Origin of the sequence: Paraburkholderia dinghuensis, assembly GCF_003837865.1 — a bacterium.
Taxonomy (GTDB): domain Bacteria; phylum Pseudomonadota; class Gammaproteobacteria; order Burkholderiales; family Burkholderiaceae; genus Paraburkholderia; species Paraburkholderia dinghuensis.
Window position 1 is genome coordinate 271,542 of record NZ_RQIS01000004.1, and the last position, 13,508, is coordinate 285,049.

The window sequence follows — 13,508 nt, forward strand, 5'->3', positions numbered from 1 at the left end:
GCCTAGCGCTTTCTTTCTAGCATCGATGTGAACGCGCGCCGTGCTCGACCTCACTTCGCCGCACCGCCTTCGAACCAGGCGGCGATCTTCTGCCGCTCGCCGTCGGTCATGTGCGTGACGTTGCCAAGCGGCATCGACTTCATCTGCACGGCCTGCTGATAAAGACGCTGCGCGTTCTGCGAGATCTCGTCTGGCGTATCGAACATCACGCCAGCGGGTGCCGCGCCCATCATCGTCGGATGCGTCGAGTGGCACACCGCGCAGCGGGCCCGCAGGATCGGCTGGATGTCGGCGATCGTTAGTGCCGCCGCGTTCGCGGCATCGGCCTGCGGCACGACCGGGCGTGGCAGCGTCCATCCGAGCGCGCCGAACATCAGCGCGATACCGCCGAGCGGCAAGTACCAGAGCACCCGGCCGCGGTGACGCATCACGAAGAACTGGCGAATCAGCGCGCCGGCCAGCATGATCACCGCGAGCACGGCCCAGTTGTACGGGTGCGTGTAGGTCATCGCATAGTGGTTCGACAACATCGCGAATACCACCGGCAGCGTGAAATAGGTGTTGTGCACCGAACGTTGCTTGCCGCGCTTGCCGTAGATCGGGTCTGGCTCGTCACCCTTGAGCATCGCGTCGACCATCTTGCGCTGGCCCGGGATGATGACGAAGAACACGTTCGCCGACATGATCGTCGCGAGCATTGCGCCGACGATCAGGTATGCGGCCCGGCCCGAAAAAATGTGGCACGCGAGCCAGGCCGCGATCAGCACGTAGATGCCGACGCCAAGGCCAAGCAGCGTGTCCCGGCTACCGAGCAGGCGGCACAGCGCGTCATAGACGATCCAGCCAGCGGCGAGAAAGCCGAGCGCCGAGAAAATCGCGACGACCGGGCCTATGTCGAGCACGTTCTTGTCGATGAGGTACGTGTTCGGCGCGAAGAGGTACAGCACCGTGAAGAGCGCCGCGCCGGAAAGCCACGTCGTGTACGACGGCCACTTCGACCAGTGCAGGTCCTTCGGCATTTCGGGCGGGGCGAGGGTGTACTTCTGCATGTTGTAGAAGCCGCCACCGTGGACGTGCCACAGCTCGCCGGACACGCCGCGGTGGCGCTGGTTAGGGTCCGCGGGCGGTTTGAGACTGTTGTCGAGCGCGACGAAATAGAACGACTCGCCGATCCAGGCGATCGCGACGACGACGTGGAACCAGCGCAGTGTGAGGCTCAGCCAGTCGGTGATGAAGCCTTCCATGAAACGCCTCCACTCCTGATTGTTGTGTGCAGAGCGCGTGATGCGGCTTGCCGGATGTGAGGATTGCGTCGCCGTGCGGTGCCGATGAACGGACGCGGCGGCGCGAAGGACGTCGCGCATGCCGTGCCTCGCCGTCGCGCTGCCGGTCTTGTGTGCCCGGAAGCTGTCGACGGCTTCGTCGTGCGCGTTCAACTGCCGCGGTACGTGCTGTACGACCAGGGTGATACGAGCAGCGGTACGTGATAGTGACTACCTGCGTCCGCGATGCCAAAGCGCAGCACCACGCGATCGACGAAACGCGGCTGCGGCAGATTCGTTCCGAGTGACGCGAAGTAGTCGCCCGCATGAAACACGAGTTCGTATTCGCCCGCGATGAGCGCCGTGCCTTCGAGCAGCGGTTCGTCGCAGCGGCCGTCGTGGTTCGTCGTGACGGTTTTCAGCGCGCGGCGCGCATCGCCCGAGAGCGCAAAGAGTTCGACCTGAACGCCCGATCCGGGACGGCCGTTTGCGGTGTCGAGCACATGAGTGGTGAGCTTGCCCATTCGCAGTTTCCTTGTGTCGTGTCTGTAATGAATGCGCGAAGTTTCAGCGATGATCCGATCCCATGACCCTTGGCGGAGGATCGCGGTGCTACGTCAGCAGTGGCCACATCCTTGTCGAACGATCGAAGCGGGCGCTGTGAACGCATTTTATGAACGAACGTGGCCAAATCGCATGATCGATGAGCAAGATAACGTTTGCGGCATGAACCACGCGGCGCTTCGCACGGGTTCACCCTGGTCTCGGGCGACTCGATGCGTATCTCGGTTATCGCGAGGGTATCTGCACTGGTGCCAGAATTCGGCCTTTCTATCGGCGCTTTGAATCTCCGTATCGCGGTTATCAGAATTGTCGGCGCAATTTTGGCGGCCGATGGTACGGAATGTGAGCCACGTATGTCGCGCGATGCGAAGACTGAGCGGCCGTGCCGGGTCGCCTCGGGCCAATGGCGTCCATGACGCGCCCGTGCGATCAGGTCTTTTCGATCAGCGTTTTGGCCGCTTCAGTCACGAGGCCCCGCAGCCAGCGCACTTCCTCCGAGTAGTGACAACGTTCGTGCCACAACTGGTAATACTGCATCGGCGGAAAATCGAGCGGCGCGGGCACGACCGTGAGCGGCAGGAGTCGCGCGTAGTGATCGGCGAAGAGGCGTGTCGTCGTGAAGATCAGATCCGACTTGACGAGCACGTAGGGCGCGAGGTTGAAGTACGGCAACGTGACGACGACGCGCCGTTTGAGGCGTTCGCGTGCGAGATGCACGTCGATGGCGCCGCGCTGGCCGACGGAATAGGGCGTCGGCGCGAGATGCGGCGCGCTCAGGTACTGCTCGAGCGTGAGCGCGCCGCGCTTCGCGAACGGGTGCGTGTTGCTCATCAGGCAGACGATCTGGTCGACGAACAGGTTCGACAGATGCAACTGCTCGGGCGGCTCGGGCCAGTTCCCGATCACGATGTCGAGCTTGCCCTCTTCGAGCGCGAGTTCATAGTCGAACGCGGGGCCGAGCGAGTGGAATTCGAGCGTTGCGTCTGGCGCGGCCTGGCGCAGGCGCTCGACGACGGTCGGCACGAACAGGACGTTTAGATAGTCGGGGCAGCCGATCCGGTAGCAGCGGATCGACGTCGCGGGGTCGAAGTTGTGCTGCTGGAAACGGATGCGCTCGATTTCGCGCAGCGCGTTCTGTACGGGTTCGAGCAGACGCAGGCCGTATTCGGTCGGCACCATGCCGGACTTGCCGCGCACGAGAAGCGGATCGCCGGTGATATCGCGCAGACGCCGCAGCGCCGCGCTGATCGCGGGCTGCGACTGGTTGAGCTTGACGGCCGCACGGGTGACGCTGCGCTCCATCAGGAGGGTGTTCAGGACGCGCAATAAGTAGGTGTCGATCGCCTCGCGTTGCTGGCTCATGAAGTCTCCGGACTATATCGTTTCGCTGATCGATCGTCCTTGCCGGTATATGATTTTTGATATAGCTTGCGTGCTCCGTCAAGGGAGGCATCCCCAGAGTCCCCGCGCCATAGGGTCCGGCGGACTTTTTGCCCCTCGACGGACGCGCGGCTAACAGGTATCGTCACCCCCGCGCGGCGGCGCGTCCTGGGTACGCCGCGGCCGGCGCATCCAGGACGGTGCGCGGGCAACTATCGGGGCGGCATGCGCCAGCCCCGGAAAACGAATAGCAATAACGTACTACGTCGGAACCTTCATGGGCGATTCTTCTTCACGTCAGGCAGCGGGCACCGGACCGGAACCGGGTGCGAGCCGTGCCGCGCCGCGCCTCGCACTCTCCGGCATCACGAAGCAGTATCCGGCGGTGCGCGCGAACGATGACGTCACGCTGTCGGTTGCGCCCGGCGAGATTCACGCGCTGCTCGGCGAGAACGGGGCGGGCAAGAGCACGCTCATGAAGATTGTCTACGGCGCGGTGCGGCCCGACGCGGGCGAGATTCGCTGGGAAGGGCAGGTCGTCGAGATCGCGAGCCCGGCCGCCGCGCGCAAGCTCGGCATCGGCATGGTGTTCCAGCATTTTTCGCTCTTCGAGACGCTCACGGTGGGCGAGAACATCGCGCTCGCGCTCGACGAACCGTTCGACCTCAAGGCCCTCGGCAAGCGTATCAAGGAGGTGTCGGCGCAATACGGACTCGACGTCGATCCGCAGCGTCACGTGCACAGTCTCACGGTGGGCGAGCGTCAGCGTGTGGAAATCGTGCGCTGTCTGTTGCAGAATCCGCGTCTGCTCATCATGGACGAGCCGACCTCGGTGCTCACGCCGCAGGCCGTGCGCAAGCTTTTCGACACGCTGCGGCGGCTCGCCTCGGAAGGCTGCAGCATCCTTTACATCAGTCACAAGCTCGACGAAATCCAGGAACTCTGCGATACGGCTACGGTGCTGCGCGGCGGCAAGGTGACCGGCAACGTGATTCCACGCGAGGAAACCCATGCGTCGCTTGCGCGGCTGATGGTGGGCCGCGAATTGCCCGACTACACGCGCCGCCCGCACACACCGGGCGACGTGCTGCTCGACGTGAAGCACCTCTCGGTACCGAGCGAGGATCCGTTCGGCACGACGCTCACCGATGTCACGTTCGGTGTCCACGCGGGCGAGATATTCGGCATCGCGGGCGTATCGGGCAACGGTCAGGCGGAGCTGCTCGCCGCGCTCTCGGGCGAGGCCCACATGGGCCGCCACGTCCCGGCCGACACGGTGTCGATCTGCGGCAAGCCGGCCGCGCGGCTCGCAGCGGGCGCGCGGCGACGCCTCGGCTTCGCGTTCGTGCCCGAGGAACGGCTCGGGCGCGGTGCGGTGCCTGCAATGTCGCTTTCGGAAAACGCTTTGCTGACCGCACATCGCGAGGGCATGGTGCGCTCGGGCTGGCTCAGGACGGACGCCATGCGTGCGTTCGCCGAGCGCTGCATCGGCGCATTCGATGTGCGCTGCAGCGGTCCCGATGCGCTCGCCCAGAGCCTGTCGGGCGGGAATCTGCAGAAGTACATCGTCGGACGCGAGATCCTGCAGGCGCCGAAGGTGCTCGTGGTCGCCCAGCCGACGTGGGGCGTCGACGTCGGCGCGTCGGCGTTCATTCGCCAGCAATTGCTCGATCTATCGGCGCGCGGCGTGGCGATCCTCGTGATCTCCGAGGAACTCGACGAGCTGTTCGACATCTGCGACCGGATCGCCGTGCTCGCGGGCGGGCGCCTCTCGCCCGCGCGACTCACCGGCGAAACCAATGCCGAGGAAATCGGGCGCTGGATGGCGGGCCTGTTCGGCGAGCGCGCGGGGGGCGGCGAGCCACCCGCCGAGCCCGCGGCGCCAGGCGCTGGACCCGCGGCGCATGTCTGACGCGTGGGGCGCCTGGCGCTGCTGTGACTGCGCGCATGACCGCCGGATCCGGCGCCCGCACGACCCGCCACCAGGACCACACAGTCACGTAGAGCCGATCGACAACCCGGCTTGAAACCCCGCGGCTACAACCGAAAACCGACAACCGGACCGACCACCGACCAGACCACCATGATTCTTCCGTTTCGACTCGAAGCCCGCACGGCGCCGTCCCGCACGGTGCGCATTGCCGTGCCGCTGATCGCCGCGCTTCTTACGCTGGTGATCGGCTTCCTGATCTTTGGCGTCGTCGGGCGCGATCCCGTGCAGGCGATGCACGCGTTCTTCATCGAGCCGCTTTCGACCGTCAACGGCTGGTCGGAACTGGTGCTCAAGGCGTCGCCGCTGTGCCTGATTGCGCTCGGACTCGCGGCGGGATACCGCGCGAACATCTGGAACATCGGCGCAGAAGGGCAGATGGTCCTCGGCGGCATTGCGGCGAGCGGGGTTGCGATCTACTTCGACCAGTCGAGCGGCTGGTGGATCCTGTTTCTCATGATGATCGCGGGCGTCCTCGGTGGCATGGCCTGGGCGGCCATTCCCGCGTGGCTCAAAAGCCGCTTCAACACCAATGAGATTCTCACCAGTCTGATGCTCACCTATGTCGCGACACAGTTGCTGATGTGGCTCGTGAGCGGCCCGATGCGTGATCCGCAAGGCATGAACTTCCCGCTCTCCGAGATGTTCAGCGGCGACGCACTCTATCCGACCTTCGGCGGCGACTGGCGTATCCACTGGCTGCGCGGCACGCGCCTGAACGCGTCGATCTTCCTCACGCTCGCGGCGATTCCGCTCGTCTGGCTCTTCATGCGCCGCAGCTTTGCGGGCTACCGTCTGAGCGTGGGCGGGCTGGCGCCGCTCGCCGCGCGCTATGCGGGTTTCTCGGAGAAGCGGACGATCTGGACGTCGCTCCTGCTCTCAGGCGGCCTTGCCGGCCTCGCGGGGATGGGCGAGATCGCGGGCCCGATCGGCCAGTTGCAGGCGACGTGGTCGCCGGGCTATGGCTTCACGGCGATCATCGTCGCGTTCGTCGGGCGGCTGCATCCGTTCGGCGTCGTGCTCGCGAGTCTCCTGATGGCGCTGCTTTACCTCGGCGGCGAAAACGTGCAGACGTCGCTGCAATTGCCGCAGGCGCTCTCCGGTGTGTTCCAGGGCCTTCTTCTGTTCTGCCTGCTCGGCGCCGATCTTTTCGTGAATTACCGTGTGCGCCGCCGTCAACCGGTCGCGGCTGGCCACTGACTTCAAGCTAATCGACATGGATATCCAGCAAGCCAGTTCGCTCACATCGAGCGCCGTCACGGCCGCTATCCCGCTCATGTTCGCGGGCGTCGGTGAACTCGTCACCGAAAAGTCCGGGGTGCTCAATCTCGGCGTCGAAGGAATGATGCTGATGGGGGCCGTCACCGGCTACGCCGCCACGATCGTTACCGGCAATCCGTGGCTCGGCCTCGTCGCGGCCATCGCGGCGGGCATGGCGATGGCGCTGCTCTTCGGCTTCCTCACGCTCACGATGCTCGCCAACCAGGTGGCCACGGGGCTGTCGCTCACGATCTTCGGCGTCGGCCTTTCGGCGTATGTCGGCAAGCCGTTCACGTCCGCGGCCACCGCGGCAACCATCGCCGCCTGGCCGATTCCGGGGCTCTCGCATCTGCCCGTGCTCGGACCGGCGATCTTCAGCAATACCCCGATCGACTATCTCGCGTTCCTGATGTTCGCCGTGGTCGGCTGGTTCCTCTACCGCACGCGCGCCGGGCTCGTGCTGCGCTCGGTCGGCGAATCGCCGCAGGTCGCGCATTCGGTGGGCTTTCCCGTGATCGGCGTGCGCTACGGTGCGACGCTCTTCGGCGGCGCGATGGCGGGCCTCGCCGGTGGCTACTACTCGGTCGTCCAGTTGCACCTGTGGCAGGAGCAGGTCACCGCGGGCCGCGGCTGGATCGCGCTCGCGCTGGTCGTTTTCGCCACCTGGCGGCCGGGGCGTCTGTTGATCGGCGCGCTGCTGTTTGGCGCCGTCACGGGCCTGCAGTTTTACGCGCAGGCCGTGGGCGTGGCAGTCCCGCCGCAGTTCCTCGCGATGCTGCCGTATGTCGCGACGATCGTCGTACTGGCCGTCATTTCGCGCAACCCGAATACGATTCGGCTGAACGCGCCGGCCTCGCTCGGCAAGCCGTTTCTGGGGGCCGCCTAGCGCCAGCTTGCGGCCGCCTGGCAGCGCAATCCGGAATCCGGAAGTCAGATGAAACACCGTTGAAAGACCGCAGTATTCCCATCCACGACAGGAGATCCATGTTGAAAAAAACCATCCTGACCGCCTTCGCCGTCGCCGCCACGTGCGGCACGGCGGCGCTCGCGCCGTCGGCGCAGGCCGCCGACGCGCCGGGCGTTGCGTTCGTCTACCTCGCCAATCCGGGCGATGCCGGCTGGACCTTCGCCCACGATCAAGGTTCGCGGGCCGCCGAGGCGAAGTTCGGCAACCGGATCAAGATCACGCGCGTCGAGAACGTGCCTGAATCGGCCGACTCGGAACGTGTGTTCCGCGATCTCGCGAACAAGGGCAACAAGATCATCATCGCGACGAGCTTCGGCTACCAGGATTTCGCGTTGAAGGTTGCGAAGGATTTCCCGGACACCGTGTTCCTGCACGCGACGGGCTACAAGAAGGCCCCGAACTTCGGCACCTATGACGTGCGCATGTACCAGGGGGCGTATCTGGCGGGCGTCGCGGCGGGTTACGCGACGAAGACGAACACGCTCGGCTTCGTGGCATCGGTGCCGATCCCCGAGGTGGTCCGCAACATCAACGCCTACACGCTCGGCGCGCGCTCGGTGAATCCGAAGGTTCACACGAAGGTTATCTGGATCAACAGCTGGTTCGATCCGGGCAAGGAAAAGCAGGCTGCGGAAACCCTGATCGGCCAGGGCGCCGACGTGCTGATCCAGAACACCGACTCGACCGCGACGCTCGCGACGGCCGAAGCGAAGAAGGTTCACGCATTCGGCTGGGATTCGAACATGCAGAAGTTCGGCCCGCACGCGCATCTCGGCTCCGTCGAGGCGAACTGGGGCGTGTACTACACCGCCGCGATCCAGCAGGTTCTCGATGGCAAGTGGAAGAATGAACCGGTGTGGTGGGGCATCCCGCAGAAGGCGGTCGATCTCGGCGACGTGAATGCGTCCGCGCTGCCCGCCGAGGCCGTGAAGGCCGTTGCCGCGAAGCGCGAGTCGATCGCGAGCGGCAAGTGGGACGTCTTCACGGGTCCGATCAAGGACCAGACGGGCGCTGTGAAGGTGCCGGACGGCAAGGTGCTGACCGATCCGGAACTGCAGCGTCTGAACTGGTACGTCGAGGGCGTGGACGGCGCTCTGCCGAAGTAACCACGCGAAGCGCCCAACTTGCGCCGCTCGTCGCGGCGGCGTCGGGCAGCGCGCAATACCCTCAGTACCCAGTGTGCGGCCGCGCGTAGCCTTCGGGCTCGCGCGGCCGTTGTGTTTTTGCGGACGATGCGCTGTAGTGGTTCGGGAGGCGCGGGCGGTACTTCAATCGTCGATGCGCAGCCCGACCTTGATCGTCACCTGCCAGCGCGTGATCTTGTCGTCTTCGACGAGGCCGCGCGTTTCGGTCACCTCGAACCAGTGCAGATGTCGCAGTGTCTTCGCCGCCCGGGCGATCGCGCAACGGATGGCGTCGTCGCTCGATTCGATCGACGAGCCGGTGAGTTCGATCTGCTTGTAGACGTGATCGTTCATGATGGCGTCTCCTCATGGTCCACGGTGGATCAATCGAGTATAGGCAATCGCGGCCCGGTATCATGTCGCTCCGCGCCGCACAGGGTGCGGCGGATGAGCGACGCAGCTTTGCATGGGACAGGACTGAGCGCGCAAGCGCCAGGTCCTGTCGACAGCTCGGCATGGGACGGGAGACACCAAACGATGGACACGCAGGAACTGGGATTTTGCGGACCGGGGCTCATGGGCGGGCCGATGATCCGTCATCTGCTGCGCGCCGGCCACGCGGTGCGCGTGTGGAACCGAACACCCGAAAAAGCCGAAGCGCTTGTGCCCGACGGGGCGCGCGTCGCTGCGACGCCGCGCGAACTGGCGCTGAACGCCGACGTGGTGCTGCTGTGCGTCGCCGACGCGGCGGCGGTCGAAGCGGTTGTGTTCGGCGCGAACGGGCTGCTCGACGAGCATGCCGATCAGGCCAGTCGTCCGCGTATGCGACTGATCGTCGATCATTCGAGCATCCCGCCCGACGTCACGCGTGCGCTTGCCGCACGGGCTGCGGCACTGGGCGTCGGCTGGATCGATGCGCCGGTCTCGGGCGGCGTGGGTGGCGCGCAGGCGGGCACGCTCGCGATCATGGCGGGGGGCGTCGACGCTCACGTCGAGTCGGTTGCGCCGATCCTTGCCGCGTATGCCTCGCGCGTCACGCACATGGGCGCGGTGGGCGCGGGCCAGACGACCAAGCTGTGCAATCAGGCGATCGTCACGGCGACGGTGGCCGCCATCGCCGAGGCCGTGAGCCTCGCGCGGCGCAGCGGCATCGACGCCGCGAAGCTGCCGGAGGCGCTCGCAGGCGGCTGGGCCGACTCGACGCTCCTGCGCACGTTCGTGCCCCGGATGACGCAGGACGGCCTCGATCCGATCGGCGCGCTGAAGACGTTTCAGAAGGACGTCGACACGGTTGCTGCCGCCGCGCAGCAGACCGGCACGCCGATGCCGGTCTCGGGCACGGTTCAGCAGTTGCTGCGCCTTGGCGCGGCGATGGGGCTGGCGCAGGCGGATCTGTCGGGTTTCATCGACGTGTTGCAGACGGCACGTAGCATGCCGCAGTGACGGAAATTCAGCCGCCATGTGGTCTGCAGCCGGGTGTGATCTAGCCCCATCATGGTTTCGCGATCATCCGGGCCGATGGTGCTGCCGCAGGGGGCGTCTCGTCCCCGCGCAGGCTTCCGGGCCACTTAGCACTCGCCCGCGAACTGACATAACCTGATAAAATTACAGGTTTTTCTTCGATCCACTTTCAGGGACGCGCTGTGCTCTCTACCGCCAATATCACCATGCAATTCGGGCCGAAGCCCTTGTTCGAGAACATCTCGGTCAAATTCGGCGAAGGCAACCGCTATGGCCTGATCGGCGCGAACGGTTGCGGCAAGTCCACCTTCATGAAGATCCTCGGCGGCGACCTCGAGCAGAGCTCGGGCAACGTCGTTCTGGAGCCGAACGTGCGTCTGGGCAAGCTGCGCCAGGACCAGTTCGCGTATGAGGACGTGCGCGTGCTGGACGTCGTCATGATGGGTCACACGGAAATGTGGGCCGCGATGACCGAGCGCGACGCGATCTACGCGAACCCGGACGCCACCGACGACGACTACATGCACGCCGCCGAACTCGAAGCGAAGTTCGCCGAATACGACGGCTACACGGCCGAAGCGCGTGCGGGCGAACTGTTGCTTGGCATTGGCATCGGCACGGAATTCCACAGCGGCCCGATGAGCGCTGTGGCGCCGGGCTGGAAACTGCGCGTGCTGCTCGCGCAGGCCCTGTTCTCGAAGCCTGACGTGCTGCTGCTCGACGAGCCGACGAACAACCTCGACATCAACTCGATTCGCTGGCTGGAAGATGTTCTGAACGAGTACAACTCGACGATGATCATCATTTCCCACGATCGTCACTTCCTGAACCAGGTCTGCACGCACATGGCGGACATGGACTACGGCACGCTGAAGGTTTATCCGGGCAACTACGACGACTACATGCTCGCGTCCACCCAGGCGCGCGAGCGTCAGGCCGCCGCGAACGCGAAGGCGAAGGAGCGTGTGGCCGACCTGCAGGACTTCGTCCGCCGCTTCTCGGCGAACAAGTCGAAGGCGCGCCAGGCCACGAGCCGCCTGAAGATGATCGACAAGATCAAGATCGAGGAATTCAAGCCGTCGTCGCGCCAGAACCCGTTCATCCGTTTCGAGTTCGAGAAGAAGCTGCATAACGTCGCCGTGGTCGCGGAAGAGATCACGAAGCAGTACGATCGCCGGATTTTCAGCAAATTCAGCATCAGCGTGCAACCGGGCGAGCGCATTGCGATCATCGGCGAGAACGGCGCGGGCAAGACCACGCTGCTGCGCTCGCTGCTCGGCAAGCTGGCGCTCGACGGCGGCTCGGTGAAGTGGGCCGAGCATGCGAACGTCGGCTACATGCCGCAGGACACGTACGAAGAGTTTCCGGACGACGTCACGCTGATGGAGTGGATCGACCAGTACCGCCAGGAAGGCGATGACGAGCAGTCGGTGCGCGGTACGCTCGGCCGTCTGCTGTTCAATGCGGACGATATCCGCAAGTCGGTGAAGGTGCTGTCGGGCGGCGAGAAGGGCCGCATGATCTGGGGCAAGCTGATGCTCGGCCGCCACAACGTGCTGCTCATGGACGAGCCGACCAACCACATGGACATGGAGTCGATCGAATCGCTGCAGATTTCGCTCGAGAAGTTCGAAGGCACGCTGATCTTCGTGTCGCACGACCGTGAGTTCGTGAACGGTCTCGCCAACCGGATCATCGAAGTCAAGACCGACGGCAAGATCAACGACTACAGCGGCAATTACGAGGACTTCCTCGCGAGCCAGGGGCTGCAGTAAGCGGTGGCTGACGGGTAGGGTCAACGCCCGACGGGCGACGCGAAAGCGTCGCCCGTTTTGTTTTGCGGGTCGCCCTGGTCCGCGTTGCCTTCCGCTTGCGTCAACCACGCTAGAATGCCCGATCATCGCGAACGAACCGCACGCCATACCGAGCAACACGGAGACAGGAGTACCCGCATGAAACACTACGAGCAACTCTACATCGGCGGCCAGTGGGTCGCGCCTGCCGGCAAGGGCACGATCGACGTCATCGACTCGGGCACCGAGGCCGTGATGGGTCGCATCCCCGAGGGCATCGAGGCCGACGCTGAAGCGGCTGTCGCGGCCGCGCGCGCGGCCTTCGACGCCTGGGCTTCGACGTCGGCCGCCGAACGCGGCGCCTACCTGCAGAAGATCGCCCACAACCTCAAGGCGCGCACCGACGAACTCGCTGAAATCATCGCAGGTGAAGTCGGCATGCCGCTCAAGCTCGCACGCGCGATCCAGGTGGGCAGCCCCGTCTACAACTGGAGCCTGTACGCGAAACTCGCGAGCGAATTCCAGTACGAGGAGCGACTCGGCAACTCGCTGGTGGTGCGCGAGCCAGTGGGTGTCGTCGCGGCGATCACGCCCTGGAACTATCCGCTCAATCAGATCACGCTGAAGGTCGCCGCGGCGCTCGCGGCGGGCTGCACGGTCGTCCTCAAGCCGTCCGAGGTCGCGCCGCTCAACGCGTTCGTGCTCGCCGAGGCCATCCATGACGCGGGCCTGCCCGCGGGCGTGTTCAATCTCGTGACGGGCTTCGGGCCGGTGGTCGGTGAACTGATCGCACGTCATCCGGACGTCGATATGGTTTCGTTCACCGGGTCGACGCGCGCGGGCAAGCGCGTGTCGGAGGTTGCGTCGGCAACGGTCAAGCGCGTCGCGCTCGAACTGGGCGGCAAGTCGGCGTCCGTGATCCTCGACGATGCCGATTTCCCGGCAGCCGTGAAGGGCACCGTGAGCGCGTGCTTCCTGAATTCCGGCCAGACCTGCGTGGCACACACGCGCATGATCGTGCCGGAGTCGCGCTACGAAGAAGCGCGTGCGCTCGCCAAAGAGGCCGCCGAAGGCTTCACGGTGGGTGATCCGCGCGAGGAGAAGGTCAAGCTTGGGCCGCTCGCGTCGGCGGCGCAGCAGGCGCGGGTGTTGCAGTACATCGAGCGCGGTATCGCCGATGGTGCCGAACTCGTCACCGGCGGCCCAGGCCTGCCTGCGGGCGTGACGAAGGGATTTTTCGTGAAGCCGACCGTGTTCGGCCGCGTGCCGCGCGACGCCGCGATTGCACAGGAGGAAATTTTCGGTCCGGTGCTCACGATCCTGACGGCGAAGGACGAGGACGATGCCGTGGCGATCGCCAACGACTCGCTCTATGGGCTAGGCGGCGCGGTCTGGGCGGGCAGCGATGAGCGTGCGATGCGCGTGGCGCGTCGAATTCGAACGGGTCAGATCGACATTAACGGTGGCACATGGAACATGGTCGCGCCGTTTGGCGGTTACAAGCAGTCGGGCCATGGCCGCGAGAACGGCAAGTACGGTCTGGAAGAGTATCTGGTGTACAAATCGATGCAGTTCAAAGCCCCTAAAATCTGACCGCAAGGGGCTTTCGCAGCTATGCCAATATTTTTGTGCCCTGTGTTGATTTAGATCATGAATGCGTGCGTCTTCGTGGATGTCCGCATCTTTTGTTGATTTAAAACAAAATCA

Annotated in this window: 11 protein-coding genes; 7 read left to right on the plus strand and 4 right to left on the minus strand. The window is 64.9% G+C overall.

The genetic code is table 11. From position 1 onward, the window contains the following. Window positions 1–50 precede the first annotated feature (50 nt). The 3 genes from D1Y85_RS07590 to D1Y85_RS07600 all read right to left on the minus strand — a co-directional run bounded on the left by D1Y85_RS07590 (window position 51) and on the right by D1Y85_RS07600 (window position 3,188). Complete coding sequence (locus D1Y85_RS07590; protein ID WP_124150435.1) at window positions 51–1,244, minus strand: urate hydroxylase PuuD; 1,194 nt, start codon at window positions 1,242–1,244, stop codon at window positions 51–53. A gap of 188 nt (window positions 1,245–1,432) precedes the next feature. Then, entirely contained in the window at window positions 1,433–1,786 is a 354-nt protein-coding gene (uraH, locus tag D1Y85_RS07595) for a hydroxyisourate hydrolase (RefSeq protein ID WP_124150436.1), read from the minus strand. A 469-nt stretch (window positions 1,787–2,255) separates the two neighbouring features. After that, entirely contained in the window at window positions 2,256–3,188 is a 933-nt protein-coding gene (locus D1Y85_RS07600) for a LysR substrate-binding domain-containing protein (protein ID WP_124150437.1), read from the minus strand. A gap of 295 nt (window positions 3,189–3,483) precedes the next feature. Here D1Y85_RS07600 and D1Y85_RS07605 point away from each other — a divergent pair, with 295 nt between their 5' ends. The 4 genes from D1Y85_RS07605 (at window position 3,484) to D1Y85_RS07620 (ending at window position 8,529) form a co-directional block, all read left to right on the plus strand. Next, on the plus strand, window positions 3,484–5,118 hold the full coding sequence (locus D1Y85_RS07605; RefSeq protein WP_124150438.1) for an ABC transporter ATP-binding protein: 1,635 nt from the start codon (window positions 3,484–3,486) through the stop codon (window positions 5,116–5,118). 171 nt (window positions 5,119–5,289) lie between these two features. Next, window positions 5,290–6,396: an ABC transporter permease gene (locus tag D1Y85_RS07610; RefSeq protein WP_124150439.1), complete on the plus strand. Its 1,107-nt coding sequence runs from the start codon at window positions 5,290–5,292 to the stop codon at window positions 6,394–6,396. A gap of 16 nt (window positions 6,397–6,412) precedes the next feature. Continuing rightward, window positions 6,413–7,342, plus strand: a complete 930-nt coding sequence (locus D1Y85_RS07615) for an ABC transporter permease (protein ID WP_124150440.1) — start codon at window positions 6,413–6,415, stop codon at window positions 7,340–7,342. Window positions 7,343–7,440: 98 nt separating this feature from the next. Continuing rightward, window positions 7,441–8,529, plus strand: coding sequence for a BMP family ABC transporter substrate-binding protein (locus tag D1Y85_RS07620; protein WP_124150441.1), 1,089 nt, complete (start codon window positions 7,441–7,443; stop codon window positions 8,527–8,529). Window positions 8,530–8,691: 162 nt separating this feature from the next. On the opposite strand, the gene D1Y85_RS07625 is transcribed toward D1Y85_RS07620, so the two are convergent. Further along, window positions 8,692–8,901, minus strand: coding sequence for a dodecin (locus D1Y85_RS07625; RefSeq protein WP_124150442.1), 210 nt, complete (start codon window positions 8,899–8,901; stop codon window positions 8,692–8,694). A 183-nt stretch (window positions 8,902–9,084) separates the two neighbouring features. On the opposite strand from D1Y85_RS07625, the gene D1Y85_RS07630 reads away from it, so the two are divergent. The 3 genes from D1Y85_RS07630 to D1Y85_RS07640 all read left to right on the plus strand — a co-directional run bounded on the left by D1Y85_RS07630 (window position 9,085) and on the right by D1Y85_RS07640 (window position 13,394). Next, window positions 9,085–9,990 (plus strand): NAD(P)-dependent oxidoreductase, encoded by a 906-nt coding sequence (locus D1Y85_RS07630; RefSeq protein WP_124150443.1) that lies wholly within the window; start codon window positions 9,085–9,087, stop codon window positions 9,988–9,990. Between the two features lie 200 nt (window positions 9,991–10,190). Next, complete coding sequence (locus tag D1Y85_RS07635) at window positions 10,191–11,783, plus strand: ABC-F family ATPase (protein WP_124150444.1); 1,593 nt, start codon at window positions 10,191–10,193, stop codon at window positions 11,781–11,783. A gap of 177 nt (window positions 11,784–11,960) precedes the next feature. Beyond that, window positions 11,961–13,394 carry an aldehyde dehydrogenase family protein gene (locus tag D1Y85_RS07640; protein WP_124150445.1) on the plus strand — a complete coding sequence of 478 codons (1,434 nt, stop codon included), beginning with the start codon at window positions 11,961–11,963 and terminating at the stop codon, window positions 13,392–13,394. Window positions 13,395–13,508: the final 114 nt, after the last annotated feature.

What these genes read in the sequence shown, in the direction of transcription:
- D1Y85_RS07625 (WP_124150442.1), bottom strand. Translation starts at nt 8,901, where the DNA reads ATGAACGATCACGTCTACAAGCAGATCGAACTCACCGGCTCGTCGATC.
- D1Y85_RS07610 (WP_124150439.1), top strand. Translation starts at nt 5,290, where the DNA reads ATGATTCTTCCGTTTCGACTCGAAGCCCGCACGGCGCCGTCCCGCACG.
- D1Y85_RS07640 (WP_124150445.1), top strand. Translation starts at nt 11,961, where the DNA reads ATGAAACACTACGAGCAACTCTACATCGGCGGCCAGTGGGTCGCGCCT.
- uraH (WP_124150436.1), bottom strand. Translation starts at nt 1,786, where the DNA reads ATGGGCAAGCTCACCACTCATGTGCTCGACACCGCAAACGGCCGTCCC.
- D1Y85_RS07590 (WP_124150435.1), bottom strand. Translation starts at nt 1,244, where the DNA reads ATGGAAGGCTTCATCACCGACTGGCTGAGCCTCACACTGCGCTGGTTC.
- D1Y85_RS07620 (WP_124150441.1), top strand. Translation starts at nt 7,441, where the DNA reads ATGTTGAAAAAAACCATCCTGACCGCCTTCGCCGTCGCCGCCACGTGC.
- D1Y85_RS07600 (WP_124150437.1), bottom strand. Translation starts at nt 3,188, where the DNA reads ATGAGCCAGCAACGCGAGGCGATCGACACCTACTTATTGCGCGTCCTG.
- D1Y85_RS07630 (WP_124150443.1), top strand. Translation starts at nt 9,085, where the DNA reads ATGGACACGCAGGAACTGGGATTTTGCGGACCGGGGCTCATGGGCGGG.
- D1Y85_RS07605 (WP_124150438.1), top strand. Translation starts at nt 3,484, where the DNA reads ATGGGCGATTCTTCTTCACGTCAGGCAGCGGGCACCGGACCGGAACCG.
- D1Y85_RS07615 (WP_124150440.1), top strand. Translation starts at nt 6,413, where the DNA reads ATGGATATCCAGCAAGCCAGTTCGCTCACATCGAGCGCCGTCACGGCC.